The organism is Serratia sp. Je.1.23.a (assembly GCF_051129805.1).
In the GTDB taxonomy this organism is placed as follows: domain Bacteria; phylum Pseudomonadota; class Gammaproteobacteria; order Enterobacterales; family Enterobacteriaceae; genus Serratia; species Serratia liquefaciens.
This window is the reverse complement of sequence record NZ_JBCPSR010000008.1, coordinates 26,847-42,770: the sequence shown is the minus strand read 5'-3', so window position 1 is coordinate 42,770 and position 15,924 is coordinate 26,847. Positions and strand designations below refer to the sequence as shown.

At 55.6% G+C, this 15,924-nt stretch carries 18 protein-coding genes; 16 read left to right on the top strand and 2 right to left on the bottom strand.

Annotated elements, in window-relative coordinates:
- Window positions 1-102 precede the first annotated feature (102 nt).
- Genes tauA through tauD form a run of 4 tightly spaced genes read left to right on the top strand, consistent with a single transcriptional unit; the run spans window position 103 to window position 3,553 of the window.
- A complete protein-coding gene (tauA, locus tag AAZT04_RS22340) occupies window positions 103-1,098 on the top strand; it encodes a taurine ABC transporter substrate-binding protein (protein WP_262259630.1) in 996 nt (331 codons plus the stop codon).
- Window positions 1,099-1,107: 9 nt separating this feature from the next.
- Window positions 1,108-1,875 (top strand): taurine ABC transporter ATP-binding subunit, encoded by a 768-nt coding sequence (gene tauB / locus AAZT04_RS22335; RefSeq protein ID WP_020837273.1) that lies wholly within the window; start codon window positions 1,108-1,110, stop codon window positions 1,873-1,875.
- Entirely contained in the window at window positions 1,872-2,708 is an 837-nt protein-coding gene (tauC, locus tag AAZT04_RS22330; protein ID WP_020837272.1) for a taurine ABC transporter permease TauC, read from the top strand. The genes tauB and tauC overlap by 4 nt, the downstream gene beginning before the upstream one ends.
- The gene (gene tauD, locus AAZT04_RS22325; RefSeq protein ID WP_020837270.1) at window positions 2,705-3,553 is read left to right on the top strand and encodes a taurine dioxygenase; all 849 of its coding nucleotides are present in this window, start codon (window positions 2,705-2,707) and stop codon (window positions 3,551-3,553) included. The genes tauC and tauD overlap by 4 nt, the downstream gene beginning before the upstream one ends.
- A gap of 31 nt (window positions 3,554-3,584) precedes the next feature.
- Here tauD and AAZT04_RS22320 read toward each other — a convergent pair whose 3' ends face one another.
- Window positions 3,585-5,498 (bottom strand): ABC transporter ATP-binding protein, encoded by a 1,914-nt coding sequence (locus AAZT04_RS22320; protein WP_129982622.1) that lies wholly within the window; start codon window positions 5,496-5,498, stop codon window positions 3,585-3,587.
- A 133-nt stretch (window positions 5,499-5,631) separates the two neighbouring features.
- Between AAZT04_RS22320 and kefG the strand changes: the two genes are divergently transcribed.
- The 4 genes from kefG (at window position 5,632) to slyD (ending at window position 8,930) form a co-directional block, all read left to right on the top strand.
- Complete coding sequence (gene kefG, locus AAZT04_RS22315) at window positions 5,632-6,183, top strand: glutathione-regulated potassium-efflux system ancillary protein KefG (RefSeq protein WP_041415731.1); 552 nt, start codon at window positions 5,632-5,634, stop codon at window positions 6,181-6,183.
- Between the two features lie 2 nt (window positions 6,184-6,185).
- Window positions 6,186-7,994, top strand: a complete 1,809-nt coding sequence (kefB, locus tag AAZT04_RS22310) for a glutathione-regulated potassium-efflux system protein KefB (RefSeq protein ID WP_048760541.1) — start codon at window positions 6,186-6,188, stop codon at window positions 7,992-7,994.
- A 14-nt stretch (window positions 7,995-8,008) separates the two neighbouring features.
- Complete coding sequence (locus AAZT04_RS22305; RefSeq protein WP_434681807.1) at window positions 8,009-8,212, top strand: YheV family putative zinc ribbon protein; 204 nt, start codon at window positions 8,009-8,011, stop codon at window positions 8,210-8,212.
- A 121-nt stretch (window positions 8,213-8,333) separates the two neighbouring features.
- Window positions 8,334-8,930: a peptidylprolyl isomerase gene (slyD, locus tag AAZT04_RS22300; protein ID WP_020837261.1), complete on the top strand. Its 597-nt coding sequence runs from the start codon at window positions 8,334-8,336 to the stop codon at window positions 8,928-8,930.
- A 60-nt stretch (window positions 8,931-8,990) separates the two neighbouring features.
- Here slyD and AAZT04_RS22295 read toward each other — a convergent pair whose 3' ends face one another.
- Complete coding sequence (locus AAZT04_RS22295) at window positions 8,991-9,218, bottom strand: SlyX family protein (protein ID WP_020837259.1); 228 nt, start codon at window positions 9,216-9,218, stop codon at window positions 8,991-8,993.
- 370 nt (window positions 9,219-9,588) lie between these two features.
- Between AAZT04_RS22295 and fkpA the strand changes: the two genes are divergently transcribed.
- From fkpA to fusA, 8 genes are all read left to right on the top strand, one after another.
- A complete protein-coding gene (gene fkpA, locus AAZT04_RS22290; protein WP_020837258.1) occupies window positions 9,589-10,422 on the top strand; it encodes an FKBP-type peptidyl-prolyl cis-trans isomerase in 834 nt (277 codons plus the stop codon).
- Window positions 10,423-10,823: 401 nt separating this feature from the next.
- Window positions 10,824-11,552, top strand: a complete 729-nt coding sequence (locus AAZT04_RS22285) for a helix-turn-helix transcriptional regulator (RefSeq protein WP_020837257.1) — start codon at window positions 10,824-10,826, stop codon at window positions 11,550-11,552.
- On the top strand, window positions 11,546-11,935 hold the full coding sequence (gene tusD / locus AAZT04_RS22280; protein WP_020837256.1) for a sulfurtransferase complex subunit TusD: 390 nt from the start codon (window positions 11,546-11,548) through the stop codon (window positions 11,933-11,935). The genes AAZT04_RS22285 and tusD overlap by 7 nt, the downstream gene beginning before the upstream one ends.
- An 8-nt stretch (window positions 11,936-11,943) precedes the next feature.
- The gene (gene tusC, locus AAZT04_RS22275; RefSeq protein ID WP_020837255.1) at window positions 11,944-12,303 is read left to right on the top strand and encodes a sulfurtransferase complex subunit TusC; all 360 of its coding nucleotides are present in this window, start codon (window positions 11,944-11,946) and stop codon (window positions 12,301-12,303) included.
- Window positions 12,304-12,312: 9 nt separating this feature from the next.
- Window positions 12,313-12,600 (top strand): sulfurtransferase complex subunit TusB, encoded by a 288-nt coding sequence (gene tusB, locus AAZT04_RS22270; RefSeq protein ID WP_434681802.1) that lies wholly within the window; start codon window positions 12,313-12,315, stop codon window positions 12,598-12,600.
- Window positions 12,601-12,731: 131 nt separating this feature from the next.
- Complete coding sequence (gene rpsL, locus AAZT04_RS22265) at window positions 12,732-13,106, top strand: 30S ribosomal protein S12 (protein WP_004930426.1); 375 nt, start codon at window positions 12,732-12,734, stop codon at window positions 13,104-13,106.
- A 96-nt stretch (window positions 13,107-13,202) separates the two neighbouring features.
- A complete protein-coding gene (rpsG, locus tag AAZT04_RS22260; RefSeq protein ID WP_020837252.1) occupies window positions 13,203-13,673 on the top strand; it encodes a 30S ribosomal protein S7 in 471 nt (156 codons plus the stop codon).
- A 97-nt stretch (window positions 13,674-13,770) separates the two neighbouring features.
- Window positions 13,771-15,885, top strand: a complete 2,115-nt coding sequence (gene fusA, locus AAZT04_RS22255; protein WP_020837250.1) for an elongation factor G — start codon at window positions 13,771-13,773, stop codon at window positions 15,883-15,885.
- The last annotated feature ends 39 nt before the right edge of the window (window positions 15,886-15,924 follow it).

The following is a 15,924-nucleotide window of genomic DNA, read 5'->3' as shown; positions in this document are numbered from 1 at the left end:
ATTCCCATAAGTAATAACGCAGAGTTTTTTATTCTTTTATAGCTCGTCGTCGCTCGGATAAAACTGTCAGCAATTGAACAGACTTTTATCAACGGAGCGATCATGGCGAGCAAACTCTTTGCATTACGCAGCGCGGTACTACTGGTGTTGTCACTCGGCACAGCCAGCGCCTATGCGGTGGACGTGACCGTGGCCTACCAGACTTCGGCGGAACCCGCCAAGGTGGCGCAGGCGGAAAACAGCTTCGCCAAACAGTCTGGCGCTACCGTTGACTGGCGCAAATTCGACAGTGGCTCCAGCGTGCTGCGCGCATTGGCTTCAGGTGACGTCCAGATTGGCAACATCGGTTCCAGCCCATTGGCGGTGGCCGCCAGCCAAAAACTGCCTATCGAAGTGTTTCTGATCGCCTCCCAGCTCGGCAGTTCCGAAGCGCTGGTGGTGAAAAAAGAGATTAAAAGCCCGCAGGATCTGATCGGTAAGCGCATCGCCGTACCCTTTATCTCAACCACGCACTACAGCCTGTTGGCTTCTCTGAAGCACTGGGGTATCAAGCCAGAGCAGGTCAAAATCCTCAATCTGCAACCGCCGGCCATCGCCGCGGCCTGGCAGCGCGGTGATATCGATGGCGCCTATGTTTGGGCCCCGGTGGTCAATGAGTTGGCTAAACAGGGCAAGGTGCTGACGGATTCCGCCCAGGTCGGACAATGGGGCGCCCCGACGCTCGACGTTTGGGTAGTGCGCAAGGACTTTGCCGAGAAGCATCCTGAAGTGGTGACGGCCTTCGCCGCCAGCGCACTGAACGCCCAAAAAGCCTATTTGGCGCAGCCGGAACAGTGGCTGAAGGACAAGGGCAACCTCAGCACGCTTTCCCGGTTGAGCGGCGTGCCGGAGGAGCAGATACCGGTGCTGGTGCAGGGCAATACTTACCTGCCGGTCGCCGAACAGATCACCCAGCTTGGTCAGCCGGTGGACAAAGCCATTCATGACACCGCCGAGTTCCTCAAACAGCAGGGCAAAATTCCCCAGGTCGACAGCGATTACAGTGCCTATGTCACCGATCGCTTTGTGAAACAGGTGCAGGCTGCGCCGCAGTCGTAAGGGAGCAGAATGCTAAACGTTAACCATCTTTCAGCAGAGTACCAGGGGCGTCCTGCGCTGCGCGACGTCTCGTTCCAGATTGACGCTGGACAACTGGTGGTGGTGCTTGGCCCTTCGGGCTGCGGCAAAACCACGCTGCTGAATTTGATCGCCGGGTTTATCGAGCCTTCAGCTGGCAGCATCACGCTTGACGAAGTTCCCGTAAAAGGCCCCGGAGCCGAGCGGGGCGTGGTGTTCCAGCATGAAGGTTTACTGCCGTGGCGTAACGTGGTGGATAACGTCGAATTTGGCTTGCAGCTGGCCGGAGTCGGCAAGCCGCAGCGTCGTGAAGTGGCGCTGCAGATGCTACAGCGCGTCGGCTTGGCCGGTTATGATCAGCACTTCATCTGGCAGCTTTCCGGTGGCATGCGCCAGCGCGTGGGCATAGCTCGCGCACTGGCGGCCAATCCGCGTTTGCTGTTGCTGGATGAGCCGTTCGGTGCATTGGATGCTTTTACCCGTGAACAAATGCAGGAACTGCTGCTGACCATCTGGCGGGATACCGGCAAGCAGGTGTTGTTGATTACCCACGATATTGAAGAGGCGGTGTTCCTTGCCAGTGAGCTGCTGCTGCTGTCGCCGGGCCCGGGGCAGGTGGTGGAGCGTCTGGCGCTGAATTTCGGCCAACGCTATGCCGACGGTGAGCCTTGCCGTTCGATCAAGTCTGATCCTGAATTTATCGCCCAGCGCGAATACGTGCTGGGTAAAGTCTTCCAACAGCGTGAGGCCTTGTTATGAGCCTGCATTCTGCCCTTAAAGAGGTTGCCCAGCCGAAGGCTGCGGCACCGCGACGCTTTAGCGTGCCACGCAACGTCTGGTTGAGCAGCACCACCCTGTTGGTGGTGCTGGCTATTTGGTGGGGCGTGACCGCGTTGAACCTGATCAGCCCGTTGTTCTTGCCGGCGCCGCAGCAGGTGCTGCATCAGTTGATCACCATAGCCAGCCCGCAGGGTTTTATGGATGCCACGCTATGGCAGCATCTGGCCGCCAGCCTGGGGCGCATCCTGGTTGCGTTGCTGGCCGCGGTGATTATCGGGGTGCCGGTGGGTATTGCCATGGGGCTGAACGATACGGTACGCGGCATTCTCGATCCGCTGATTGAAATTTATCGCCCGGTGCCGCCGCTGGCCTATTTACCGCTGATGGTGATTTGGTTCGGCATCGGTGAAACTTCGAAGATCCTGCTGATTTATCTGGCGATTTTCGCCCCGGTGACGCTGTCCGCCGTGGCGGGAGTGCGTAGCGTGGCTCAGGTTCGGGTGCGCGCGGCGCGCGCGCTGGGCGCCAACCGCTGGCAGGTGCTGCGTTTTGTGGTGCTGCCGAGCGCCTTGCCGGAGATTTTAACCGGTATCCGTATTGGGCTGGGGGTCGGCTGGTCGACGCTGGTCGCAGCAGAACTGATTGCCGCCACGCGCGGTCTGGGATTTATGGTGCAATCCGCCGGAGAGTTTTTGGCCACCGATGTGGTGCTGGCCGGTATCGGTGTGATTGCGATTATTGCATTTGGGCTGGAACTGGGGCTGCGTGCCTTGCAGCGCCGATTGACCCCGTGGCATGGAGTACAGCAATGAACGAACGTTTGAGTATCACCCCGTTGGGGCCTTATATCGGTGCGCTGGTGGAGAATGTTGATTTGGCGCGCCCGCTGGGCGACGGTCAATTCGAGCAGCTCTACCACGCGTTGCTCAAACATCAGGTGCTGTTCTTGCGCAATCAGCCGATCACGCCGTTGCAACAGCGTAATTTGGCCGGCCGCTTTGGCGATCTGCACATCCATCCGGTTTACCCGCAAGCCGCCGATGTGAAAGAGATTATCGTGCTGGATACCCATGACAATAATCCGCCGGACAACGATAACTGGCATACCGACGTGACCTTTATCGAAAACCCACCGCTGGGGGCGATTTTGGCCGCGAAAACACTGCCTACCACCGGCGGTGATACGCTGTGGGCCAGCGGTATCGCAGCTTATGAAGCCTTGTCTGCCCCTTTTAAGCAGTTGTTGGCGGGCCTGCAGGCGGAGCATGACTTCACCAAATCATTCCCGGAATACAAGCACCGCGGCAGCGAAGAGGAACATCAGCGCTGGCAGTTGGCGGTACAGAAAAACCCACCGCTGTTGCACCCGGTGGTACGTACCCACCCGGTCAGCGGCCGGCAGGCGCTGTTCGTCAACGAAGGTTTCACGACCAGAATTGTTGATTTGGCACCGAAGGAAAGTGACGCGCTGCTGAACTTCCTGTTTGCTCACATTACCAAGCCGGAGTTCCAGGTGCGCTGGCGCTGGCAGGAAAATGACATCGCCATTTGGGATAACCGCGTGACGCAACATTACGCCAACGCGGATTATCTGCCACAGCGGCGCATTATGCACCGTGCGACCATCTTGGGGGATAAACCCTTTTACAAGGGGTGACATGCAGGGGCGGCAGGCCGCCCCGTAGTCCTTAGGATTCGAACTCTTGCGTAAAGCGTTCCAACTGCTCCTGCGCATCCAGCCAGGTCATTTCCGTTTCTTCCAATGCGGACTTGGCCTGACTTTGTTGCTGTAGGCAGTGAGTCAGATCGGCCTTGCGGCTGATGTCGTACAGTGCGGAGTCCGCCAGCTTCTCTTCTACCGCCGCCAGTTCGGCGCCCAGTTTTTCCATCTGTTGTTCCAGCTTGGCAATTTGCTTGCGTAGTGGCTGAGTCTGGCTGCGGAACTCGGCTTCGCGACGCTTCTGGTCTTTACGTGCCTGCGCACTGTTGCCGTTGTTCTCTTTCTCCGGGGCGTCCTGCTGGTTTTCCTGACGTTGCAGGTCGCTCAGCCATTGCTGATAGTCGTCCAGATCGCCTTCGAACACTTCCACCTGGCCATCATGCACCAGATAGAGATCGTCCGTGGTAGAGCGCAACAGGTGACGGTCGTGCGAGACCACCACCAACGCACCCTCGAAATCGATCAGCGCTTCGGTCAGCGCCTGACGCATGTCCAGATCCAGGTGGTTGGTTGGTTCATCGAGCAGCAGCAGGTTGGGGCGCTGCCAGACGATCAGCGCCAGTACCAGCCGCGCTTTCTCGCCGCCAGAGAACCGCTCGGTGGCTTCAGTGACCTTATCGCCCTGGAAACCAAAGCCGCCAAGGTAATCGCGCAGCTGTTGTTCCAGCACTCGCGGGGCGATGCGACTCAGGTGCTGCAGAGGCGATTCATCGGCCCGCAGGAATTCCAACTGATGCTGGGCGAAGTAACCCAGTTTAATGCCCTTTGCCAGGCCAATTTCACCGCTCAACGGTTCAAGCGAACCGGCCAGCATTTTGATCAGGGTCGATTTGCCGGCGCCGTTACGGCCCAGTAAGCCAATGCGTGAGCCAGGCACCAGATTCAGCTTGATCGAGTTCAGGATCACCTTGTCGCCGTAGCCGGCACTGACCTTCTCCATACGCAGCAGCGGGTTTGGCAAGCTTTCCGGCTGGCGGAAGCTGAAGCTGAACGGGTTATCCACGTGGGCCGGGGCGATCAGTTCCATGCGTTCGAGCATCTTGATACGGCTCTGCGCCTGCTTGGCCTTGGTGGCCTGCGCGCGGAAGCGGTCAATATAGCTTTGCAGATGCGCCACTTTCTCTTGCTGGTTCAGGTACAGCGACTGCTGCTGGGCCAGCTTGGTCGAACGCTGACGTTCGAACGAGGAGTAGTTGCCGGTGTATTCGTTGATGGTCTCTTGTTCGATATGCAGAATTTTATCGACGATCGGATCCAGGAAGTCGCGGTCATGCGAAATCAGCACCAGCGTGCCAGGGTAGCCTTTCAACCAGCGCTCCAGCCAGATCACCGCGTCCAAATCCAGGTGGTTGGTCGGTTCGTCGAGCAGCAGCAGATCAGAACGGCACACCAGCGCCTGCGCCAGGTTCAGGCGCATACGCCAGCCGCCCGAGAAGGCTCTGACTGGGTTTAGCAGCTGTTCGTTGGAGAACCCCAGGCCGTGCAGCAGGCTGGCGGCGCGGGAGCGTATGGTCCAGGCGTCGATGGCATCCAGCTTGCCGTGCAGCGTGGCGATGGCGTGGCCGTCGTTTTTGTCGTTTGCCAGCTGCAGGTCGGCTTCAAGCTGGCGGAATTCGCGGTCGCCGTCGATAACATACTCAAGTGCCGGCACGTCGAGCGCCGGCGTTTCCTGGTTTACCCAGGCCAGGGCCCAGTTGCTTGGAAAGGTGTAGCTGCCGCCGTCTGCGGCCATCTCACCCTTCAGCAAGGCCAGCAGCGTAGATTTGCCACAGCCGTTTTTACCCACCAGGCCGACCTTCTGACCTGGATTAACCGTCGCCGTGGCGTTGTCCAGCAGGACGCGGGTGCCGCGTCGGATTTGTAGCGAGGAGAATACAATCATAAAGCGCCGTATGTTCAGAGTATGTTAAATTGAATGGATTCTAAGTTAACAGGACACAGACTGTCCTATTATTAGTCTTTGCGGAGCATGGTAACGGAAAACCGCTACCCTGACGACGCTTTGGAGGGGAATGATGTCGCAGCCGCCCAAGGTCTTGCTGCTGTATGCCCATCCGGAATCCCAGGACTCGGTCGCGAATCGGGTTTTGCTTCGACCGGCACAGCAGTTGGAACATGTCACCGTGCACGATTTATACGCGCACTATCCTGATTTTTTTATCGATATTCACCACGAACAACAACTGCTGCGTGAACATCAGGTCATTGTTTTTCAACATCCTCTCTATACCTACAGTTGTCCGGCCCTGTTGAAAGAGTGGCTGGACCGCGTGCTGTCGCGTGGTTTTGCCAGCGGCATGGGCGGCAATGCGCTGGCGGGAAAGTATTGGCGTTCGGTGATCACCACCGGGGAACCGGAGGGGGCCTATCGTACCGGCGGTTATAACCGCTACCCGATGGAAGATATTCTGCGGCCGTTTGAGTTGACCGCCGCCATGTGTCATATGCACTGGCTGACGCCGATGCTGGTGTATTGGGCGCGCCGTCAAAAGCCGGAAGTGCTGGAAAACCATGCCACGGCGTATGGCGACTGGCTGCGTAACCCGTTGCCGCACGGAGGAAGGTAAACATGGAAGGCTCAACGTTACTGACCGCAATTTTACTGTTTCTGTTCGCCGCCGTGGTCACGGTGCCGATTGCCCGACGCCTGGGGATTGGCGCGGTGCTGGGTTACCTGATTGCCGGTATTGCCATTGGCCCCTGGGGATTGGGTTTCATTCGCGACGTCGACGAGATCCTGCACTTTTCCGAATTGGGCGTGGTATTCCTGATGTTTATCATCGGGCTGGAACTGAACCCGAGCAAGCTGTGGGAACTCAGGCGCTCAATCTTTGGCGTCGGTGCCGGGCAAGTGCTGATCACCGCCGCCGTGCTGGGCGCGCTGCTTTATCTGACGCATTTTGCCTGGCAGGCCGCCGTGATTGGCGGTATCGGGCTGGCGATGTCCTCAACCGCGATGGCGCTGCAACTGATGCGCGAGAAGGGCATGAACCGCAACGAAGGCGGCCAGTTGGGGTTCTCGGTGCTGCTGTTCCAGGATATGGCGGTGATCCCGGCGTTGGCGCTGATCCCGATCCTGGCCGGTGCCGGCGGCAGCAGCGACGATTGGGCACAAATTGCACTCAAGGTGGCAGCATTCGGCGGCATGCTGATCGGCGGACGGTTCTTGCTGCGTCCGCTGTTTCGCTATATCGCCTCTTCCGGAGTTCGCGAAATCTTCACCGCTGCCGCCCTGCTGGTGGTGCTGGGGGCGGCGATGTTTATGGATGCCCTTGGTCTTTCTATGGCGCTAGGGACCTTTATCGCCGGCGTGCTGCTGGCCGAAAGCGAATATCGCCACGAGCTGGAAATCTCCATCGAGCCTTTCAAAGGGCTGCTGCTGGGGCTGTTTTTTATCTCGGTGGGCATGGCGCTGAATATCGGCGTACTCTATACCCATCTGGCCGAAGTGCTGCTGGGCGTGGTGCTGTTGGTGGCGATTAAGTCAGGGGTGCTGTACTCGCTGTCGCGCATTTTTGGCCTGCGCAGCTCGGTGCGCTTGCAGTTTGCCGGGGTACTCAGTCAGGGCGGAGAGTTTGCCTTCGTGCTGTTTTCGGCGGCGGGGGCGCAGAAGGTGTTGCAGCCCGATCAGCTTGCGCTGTTGCTGGTGGTGGTGACCCTGTCGATGATGACTACGCCGCTGCTGATGCAAATTATCGATCGCATCCTGGTGCGCCGTTATAACGCCCGGGATGAGGACGAAGAGACCCCGTATGTGGAAGACGACGATCCGCAGGTGATCATCGTGGGCTTCGGACGTTTTGGCCAGGTGATCGGCCGCCTGCTGATGGCTAACAAGATGCGTATTACCGTCCTGGAGCGCGATGTCAGCGCCGTCGGCGTACTGCGGCGCTATGGTTATAAGGTGTATTACGGTGACGCCACCGAGCTGGAACTGCTGCGTGCGGCCGGCGCGGCGAAGGCCAAGTCGATTGTGATCACCTGTAATGAGCCGGAAGACACCATGGAAATTGTCCGCCTGTGCCAGCAGCATTTTCCCGAGCTGAGTATTTTGGCGCGGGCGCGCGGTCGTGTGGAAGCGCATGAGTTGTTGCAGGCAGGGGTCAAGCAGTTCAGTCGCGAAACTTTTTCTAGTGCGCTGGAACTGGGGCGCAAGGCACTGATGGAACTGGGTATGCATCCTCATCAGGCCTATCGCGCACAGCAGCACTTCCGTCGATTGGATATGCGGATGTTGCGTGAGCTGATGCCGCCGCATCACGGCGATGTGGCGCAAATTTCCCGCGTGAAGGAAGCGCGGCGCGAGCTGGAAGAACTTTTCCACCGGGAAATGCAAAAAGAGAGTCGCCAGTTCGACGGCTGGGATGAATACGAATAATTTGGAGCACTGAGATGTCTGCAACACGGAAAAGATTTATCGCCGGGGCGGTCTGCCCAAGCTGTAAGGCTATGGATATGCTGGCCGTTTGGCGTGAAGACCAGGTTGAAGTGGTGGAGTGCGTCAAGTGCGGCCATCATCAGCGGCAGACCGAACAGCAGGTGGAAAAGCACGTCCGGCCGCAGGAGCAGGTGATCGGTATTTTCCATCCGGAATAGCGTTATCGAGCGCGTTTTTTTATGCTGGAGGGTACAGCGGGGCAGATTTCCGATACAATCTGTCCGGTAAAGGCGCGGCCTCATGGCGGCTGCGTCCAAGTATCCAACGGTAGGAGATATCATGAAAGTAGCAAAAGACTTGGTGGTCAGCCTGGCTTATCAAGTACGTACAGAAGACGGTGTGTTGGTTGATGAGTCTCCGGTGAGTGCGCCGCTGGACTATCTGCACGGGCATGGTTCTCTGATCGCAGGTCTGGAAAAAGCACTCGAAGGCCACGAAGCGGGCGATCGTTTTGACGTTAACGTTGGCGCTAACGATGCGTACGGCAACTACGACGAAAACCTGGTGCAGCGCGTGCCGAAAGACGTCTTTATGGGCGTTGACGAGTTGGAAGTTGGCATGCGTTTCCTGGCTGACACCGATCAGGGCCCAGTGCCGGTCGAAATCACCGAAGTGGACGGCGATCACGTAGTGGTTGACGGTAACCACATGCTGGCTGGCCAGAACCTGAACTTCAACGTAGAAGTTGTCGCGATCCGCGAAGCTACCGCTGAAGAATTGGCGCACGGCCACGTACACGGCGAGCACGATCATCACCACGAACACGGTGAAGGGTGCTGCGGCGGCCATGGCCACGATCACGACCATGACCACGCGCATGATCACGGTCAGGCCAAGAAAGGCGGTTGTGGTAACGGCGGTTGCGGCTGCCACTAATCGCAGCGCAGTAACGGCAAAAAAAAGGGCGGCCCTCAGGCTGCCCTTTTTTATGGCTTATCAATAATGTGGCGGCGGTGTTTCTTCCGACTGCGACGCAATCATCGACGTTTGGGTCGAACGCAGCTTGTCGGTCAGCACGCGCAGGTGATCCTGCAATTTCAGCATTTCAAGCTGGTGTTTCACCACGGTCTGATTGAGCTCTTCAATAGTGACTTCCTGAAAGGCCTGACGGCTTTCCAGTTCTTCAAGCCGCAGTAACAGGCTTTGGATATCGGCGTTGTGCATGATGCTACCTCTGACGCGGTTAAATCCTGAATCTGACGCTATGGTAACAGCTGCCGGCGGCTTTGCGCTGCGCTATTTCACCCCGCTATGTGCGGGGGCAGACGGAAAGCGCCGGTGCACTGTGTAAAGTGCTGAAAAATAGAGCGCTCGGTGTGGCGGTTTTTGTTACTGTGGATACCACGGGCGCAGGAAAAATCTGACTTATCATACGGGTAGCACATTAAACGAAACTTCTGTTTAAAGCTGGAGTCACACTTTGACTCGATTGGTTACCTGTGTGACTGTTTTGTTTTGTTTCGGACAGCTATAGTAGCCCGGTTATCTTACTTAATGATTGTTTGGGGCACCGCTTCAGACACTGGAGAAATGGATGAAATCTTTGTTTAAAGTCACGCTTCTGGCAACCACCATGGCTTTTGCTTTGAATGCGACCCAGGTCATGGCTGCCGATGCAGCTAAACCGGCAGAAGCAGCTAAAGCCGCAGACGCAGCACCAAGCACCGGCAAGTTCAAGAACGATGACGAGCAAGCGGCTTACGCACTGGGCGCATCCCTGGGCCGTTACATGGACAACTCGCTGAAAGAGCAAGAAAAACTGGGTATCAAACTGGACAAAGACCAGCTGATCTCAGGCGTTCAGGACGCTTTCGCCAACAAGAGCAAGCTGAACGACGCAGATATCGAAAAAACTCTGCAGAGCTTTGAAGCGCGCGTGAAGGCTTCCGCTCAGGCGAAGATGGAGCAGGACGCGAAAGATAACGAAGCGAAAGGCACCAAGTACCGCGATACCTTCGCGAAAGAAAAAGGCGTGAAGAAAACCGAGTCCGGCCTGCTGTATCAGGTAGAGAAGCCAGGTACCGGTTCTGCGCCTAAAGACAGCGATACCGTTGTAGTAAACTACAAAGGCACCCTGACTGACGGCACCGAGTTTGATAACTCCTACACCCGTGGTGAGCCACTGTCATTCCGTCTGGACGGTGTGATCCCAGGTTGGACCGAAGGCCTGAAACACATCAAGAAAGGCGGCAAAATCAAGCTGGTTATCCCACCGGCGCTGGCCTACGGTAAAACTGGCGTTCCGGGCATCCCGGCTAACTCCACACTGGTGTTCGACGTTGAACTGCTGGATGTGAAAGCCGCTCCTAAAGCGGATGCCAAGGCTGAGAAGCCGGCTGACGCAGCGGCAGACGCCAAAGCGCAATAAGCCTGTCTGAGTCCCCACACCGCCGCGAGCTTCCCTCGCGGCGGTGTTCATTTTAATCCGCCAAATCAGCGCTAACTTTCGCTTCCTGCCCACTGATCGCTTGACGCCTGCCGGGCATCGGGCTTAACGTCAATACCACGCGCAAACGCAAGGACTTTACTCTGGCTGTTTTGCTAGACTAATAATCCGGACTTATGAGTCATGCGCCTGCCCCTTAGGGCGTGTACCTAAAACTGTTCCTGGTCATCTCGGCCTGCGGACGCTCGTCGTGCTGTTTCAGACTGATATCAGCCAGCCCATCCCGCGTAACTTCAAGGGTGTGCCGCCTGTGGAAAGGAACCCGCACGAGCAGTTTTAGCTGCGCCCCCTGGCACAGGCGATCTTTGAGGGTGGTATTTTCGATGTCTAATTCGCTTTTATCCAGCGAAGCCAGCGAACTTGATTTGCTGAATGAACGTCCGTTTACTCAGACGGATCATGAAATCCTGAAGTCTTACGAAGCGGTTGTTGACGGCCTGGCGATGTTGATCGGCGGGCACTGTGAAATCGTGCTGCATGCTTTGGAAGATTTGAAATGTTCGGCGGTACGGATTGCGAACGGTGAGCATACCGGGCGGCAGATCGGTTCGCCGATCACTGACCTCGCGCTGCGTATGTTGCATGACATGGCCGGCGATGACAGCAGCGTGTCCAAGGCCTATTTTACCCGTGCCAAGAGCGGTGTGTTGATGAAGTCGGTGACTATCGCCATCCGCAATCGCGAGCAGCGGGTGATCGGTTTGTTGTGTATCAACATGAACCTCGACGTGCCTTTCTCCCAGGTGATGCAGACCTTTATGCCGCCGGAAACTCAGGACGTGGCACCCTCGGTCAACTTTGCGTCTTCCGTTGACGATCTGGTGGCGCAGACGCTGGAGTTTACCATTGAGGAAGTTAATGCCGATCGTAATGTCTCCAACAATGCCAAAAACCGCCAGGTAGTGCTGAATCTCTATGAGAAGGGCATTTTTGATATCAAGGACGCCATTAATCAGGTGGCGGACCGTCTGAATATCTCAAAACACACCGTGTATCTGTACATCCGCCAGTTCAAAAGCGGCGATCTGTTGGGAACTGAGCGCGGATGCTGAATTACTGCCTTTTGGTCACCGGCCCGGCATACGGCACTCAACAGGCCAGCAGCGCCTATCAGTTCGCGCAGGCTTTGCTGGCCAAGGGACACCGTCTCTCCAGCGTGTTTTTTTACCGTGAAGGGGTGTTGAACGCCAATCAACTGACTGCACCGGCCAGCGACGAATTTGATTTGGTACGGGGTTGGGTGCAGTTGGCACAGCAGCATGGCATTGAGCTCAACGTCTGCGTGGCTGCGGCGCTGCGGCGCGGTGTGACCGATGAGCAGGAAGCCGCACAGCAAGGATTGCCCAGCGCCAATCTTCAGCCGGGTTTTACCCTTAGCGGGCTGGGCTCGCTGGCGGAGGCTTCGCTGAGCTGTGACCGCCTGGTGCAGTTCTGAGAGAGTTTATGAAACGAGTCGCTTTTGTTTTTACCCAGAGTCCACACGGCAGCGCCAGCGGCAGGGAAGGTCTGGATGCGTTGTTAGCCACTTCGGCGCTGAGCGAAGATCTGGGCGTGTTTTTTATCGGTGACGGCGTGTTGCAAATCATGCCGGGACAGCAACCGGAAAAAATTCTGGCGCGCAATTACATTGCCACCTTTGGCGTGCTGCCGCTGTATGACGTTGAACAGTGTTATCTTTGCCAGGCATCGCTACAGGAACGCGGCCTGAGTCAGGTGACCGACTGGGTGTTGGACGCCGAGATTTTGGCACCGGATGCGCTGAGTCGCCAACTGGCCAGCTATGACGTGGTGATGACATTTTAGGAAATCCTGATGCTGTATACCCTTAGCCGTTCCCCCACTCAATGTGATTTGCCCGCGCTGCTGCGTTTGACCGCACCGGGCGATGACCTGTTGCTGTTGCAGGATGGCGTGCTGGCCGGCCTGGCCGGTAGCGTGCACCTTGAATTGCTGCTCAATGCCCCCATATCCCTTTATGCGCTGCAGAACGACCTGGATGCCAGAGGGGTGCCTGGTCATTTTTCACACAAAATCACTGTCGTCGGCTATAATCACTTCGTTGAATTAACCGAAAAACATCGCAGCCAAATGGCCTGGTGATGAGAGTGATGTTGTATATTTCTTGACACCTCTACTACTCAGCCATAAAATTCTGCGTCCTCGTACTTTGCCAGTAGTGCATACGAGGGGATTTATCACGTGTTTACGAAGCAAAAACCAGGAGCTTTTTAATGGCAACAATTAATCAGCTGGTACGCAAACCACGCTCTGTGAAGGCTGCTAAAAGCAACGTTCCAGCGCTGGAAGCCTGCCCGCAGAAACGTGGTGTATGTACTCGCGTATATACCACCACTCCTAAGAAACCAAACTCCGCACTGCGTAAAGTATGCCGTGTGCGTTTGACTAACGGTTTTGAAGTTACCTCCTACATCGGCGGTGAAGGTCATAACCTGCAGGAACACTCCGTGATCCTGATCCGTGGCGGTCGTGTAAAAGACTTGCCAGGTGTGCGTTACCACACCGTTCGTGGTGCACTTGACTGCTCCGGTGTTAAAGACCGTAAGCAAGCTCGTTCCAAGTACGGCGTGAAGAAGCCAAAGGCTTAATGGTTCTCCGTTAAGTAAGGCCAAACATTTTCACTTTAATGTCAAAATAAACTCGTAGAGTTTTGGACAATCCTGAATTAACAACGGAGTATTTCCATGCCACGTCGTCGCGTAATCGGCCAACGTAAAATCCTGCCAGATCCTAAGTTCGGATCCGAACTGTTGGCCAAATTTGTAAACATCCTGATGGTAGATGGTAAAAAATCTACTGCAGAAGCAATCGTCTATACCGCGCTGGAGACCCTGGCTCAGCGTTCTGGTAAAGATTACCTGGAAGCTTTCGAAGTAGCCCTCGACAACGTTCGCCCGACTGTAGAAGTTAAGTCTCGCCGCGTTGGTGGTTCTACTTATCAGGTGCCAGTTGAAGTTCGCCCGGTCCGTCGTAATGCTCTGGCAATGCGTTGGATCGTTGATGCTGCTCGTAAACGCGGTGATAAATCCATGGCTCTGCGCCTGGCGAACGAGCTTTCTGATGCAGTTGAGAACAAAGGTTCTGCTGTTAAGAAGCGTGAAGACGTTCACCGTATGGCCGAAGCTAACAAGGCGTTCGCCCACTACCGCTGGTAATTGCCACGCAGTAGTTATGCTAACCAAGCGGGCGCTTCAAGAAGCCAACCCGCTTGGGTTAACCGAACTTGAACGCCTAAGGCAATAGAGGAATCAAATGGCTCGTACAACACCCATTGAGCGCTACCGTAATATCGGTATCAGCGCCCACATCGACGCCGGTAAGACGACCACTACCGAACGTATTCTGTTCTACACCGGTGTAAACCACAAAATCGGTGAAGTTCATGACGGCGCTGCCACCATGGACTGGATGGAACAGGAGCAGGAGCGTGGTATTACCATCACTTCTGCAGCGACTACTGCTTTCTGGTCTGGTATGGCCAAGCAGTTTGAGCCGCACCGCGTAAACATCATCGACACCCCAGGACACGTTGACTTCACCATCGAAGTAGAACGTTCCATGCGTGTTCTTGATGGCGCTGTAATGGTTTACTGTGCTGTAGGTGGTGTTCAGCCTCAGTCTGAAACTGTATGGCGTCAGGCTAACAAATACAAAGTTCCACGCATCGCGTTCGTTAACAAAATGGACCGCATGGGTGCTAACTTCCTGAAAGTTGTTGGTCAGATCAAATCTCGTCTGGGCGCGAATCCAGTGCCATTGCAGCTGGCTATCGGCGCAGAAGAGAAATTCACCGGTGTTGTTGACCTGGTGAAAATGAAAGCGATCAACTGGAACGAAGCTGATGCTGGCGTGACCTTCGAATACGAAGACATCCCTGCTGACATGCAAGAGCTGGCTGAAGAATGGCGCCAGAACCTGGTTGAATCTGCAGCTGAAGCTTCAGATGAGCTGATGGACAAATACCTGGGCGGCGAAGAGCTGACCGAGGAAGAAATCAAGACTGCTCTGCGTCAGCGCGTGCTGAACAACGAAATCATCTTGGTTACCTGTGGTTCCGCCTTTAAAAACAAAGGCGTGCAGGCGATGCTGGATGCGGTAATTGATTACCTGCCATCCCCAATTGACGTCCCTGCAATCAACGGTATCCTGGACGACGGTAAAGATACTCCGGCTGAGCGTCACGCTAGCGATGAAGAGCCGTTTGCTGCTCTGGCATTTAAAATTGCTACCGACCCATTCGTGGGTAACTTGACCTTCTTCCGCGTGTACTCCGGTATCGTTAACTCCGGTGACACCGTTCTGAACTCAGTGAAGGCTGCTCGTGAGCGTCTGGGCCGTATCGTTCAGATGCACGCTAACAAGCGTGAAGAGATCAAAGAAGTTCGTGCGGGCGACATCGCTGCAGCAATCGGTCTGAAAGACGTGACTACCGGTGACACTCTGTGTGATCCAAACCACGTGATCATTCTGGAGCGTATGGAGTTCCCTGAGCCGGTAATTTCCGTTGCAGTTGAACCAAAAACCAAAGCTGACCAAGAAAAAATGGGTCTGGCTCTGGGCCGTCTGGCGAAGGAAGACCCATCATTCCGCGTATGGACTGACGAAGAATCAGGTCAGACTATCATCGCAGGTATGGGTGAACTTCACCTGGATATCCTGGTTGACCGCATGAAGCGTGAATTCAACGTTGAAGCTAACGTGGGTAAACCTCAGGTTGCTTACCGTGAAGCGATTCGCGCGAAAGTTACCGATATCGAAGGTAAACACGCCAAGCAGTCTGGTGGTCGTGGTCAGTATGGTCACGTTGTGATCGACATGTACCCACTGGAGCCGGGCTCAAATCCGAAAGGTTATGAGTTCATCAATGACATTAAAGGTGGTGTGATCCCAACGGAATACATCCCTGCCATTGATAAAGGCCTCCAGGAGCAGCTTAAGTCTGGTCCACTGGCTGGTTATCCGGTAGTTGATCTCGGTGTGCGTCTGCATTTCGGTTCTTTCCACGATGTTGACTCCTCCGAATTGGCGTTTAAACTGGCCGCTTCTATCGCCTTTAAAGATGGCTTTAAGAAAGCAAAACCTGTTTTGCTTGAGCCTATCATGAAGGTTGAAGTTGAAACGCCGGAAGAGAACACTGGTGACGTCATCGGTGACCTTAGCCGTCGTCGTGGTCAACTGAAAGGTCAGGAATCCAACGCTACTGGCGTTCAGATTCACGCTGAAGTTCCGTTGTCCGAGATGTTCGGATACGCAACTCAACTGCGTTCTCTGACCAAAGGCCGTGCTTCTTACTCCATGGAGTTCCTGAAGTACGATGATGCGCCGAACAACGTCGCTCAGGCCGTTATTGAAGCCCGTGGTAAATAAGCTTTCGGGTTTAACACATTGATCAGTGCTCTCTCCATG

Coding starts and splice junctions, on each gene's coding strand:
- tauA (WP_262259630.1), top strand. CDS start 103: ATGGCGAGCAAACTCTTTGCATTACGCAGCGCGGTACTACTGGTGTTG.
- tauB (WP_020837273.1), top strand. CDS start 1,108: ATGCTAAACGTTAACCATCTTTCAGCAGAGTACCAGGGGCGTCCTGCG.
- tauC (WP_020837272.1), top strand. CDS start 1,872: ATGAGCCTGCATTCTGCCCTTAAAGAGGTTGCCCAGCCGAAGGCTGCG.
- tauD (WP_020837270.1), top strand. CDS start 2,705: ATGAACGAACGTTTGAGTATCACCCCGTTGGGGCCTTATATCGGTGCG.
- AAZT04_RS22320 (WP_129982622.1), bottom strand. CDS start 5,498: ATGATTGTATTCTCCTCGCTACAAATCCGACGCGGCACCCGCGTCCTG.
- kefG (WP_041415731.1), top strand. CDS start 5,632: ATGTCGCAGCCGCCCAAGGTCTTGCTGCTGTATGCCCATCCGGAATCC.
- kefB (WP_048760541.1), top strand. CDS start 6,186: ATGGAAGGCTCAACGTTACTGACCGCAATTTTACTGTTTCTGTTCGCC.
- AAZT04_RS22305 (WP_434681807.1), top strand. CDS start 8,009: ATGTCTGCAACACGGAAAAGATTTATCGCCGGGGCGGTCTGCCCAAGC.
- slyD (WP_020837261.1), top strand. CDS start 8,334: ATGAAAGTAGCAAAAGACTTGGTGGTCAGCCTGGCTTATCAAGTACGT.
- AAZT04_RS22295 (WP_020837259.1), bottom strand. CDS start 9,218: ATGCACAACGCCGATATCCAAAGCCTGTTACTGCGGCTTGAAGAACTG.
- fkpA (WP_020837258.1), top strand. CDS start 9,589: ATGAAATCTTTGTTTAAAGTCACGCTTCTGGCAACCACCATGGCTTTT.
- AAZT04_RS22285 (WP_020837257.1), top strand. CDS start 10,824: ATGTCTAATTCGCTTTTATCCAGCGAAGCCAGCGAACTTGATTTGCTG.
- tusD (WP_020837256.1), top strand. CDS start 11,546: ATGCTGAATTACTGCCTTTTGGTCACCGGCCCGGCATACGGCACTCAA.
- tusC (WP_020837255.1), top strand. CDS start 11,944: ATGAAACGAGTCGCTTTTGTTTTTACCCAGAGTCCACACGGCAGCGCC.
- tusB (WP_434681802.1), top strand. CDS start 12,313: ATGCTGTATACCCTTAGCCGTTCCCCCACTCAATGTGATTTGCCCGCG.
- rpsL (WP_004930426.1), top strand. CDS start 12,732: ATGGCAACAATTAATCAGCTGGTACGCAAACCACGCTCTGTGAAGGCT.
- rpsG (WP_020837252.1), top strand. CDS start 13,203: ATGCCACGTCGTCGCGTAATCGGCCAACGTAAAATCCTGCCAGATCCT.
- fusA (WP_020837250.1), top strand. CDS start 13,771: ATGGCTCGTACAACACCCATTGAGCGCTACCGTAATATCGGTATCAGC.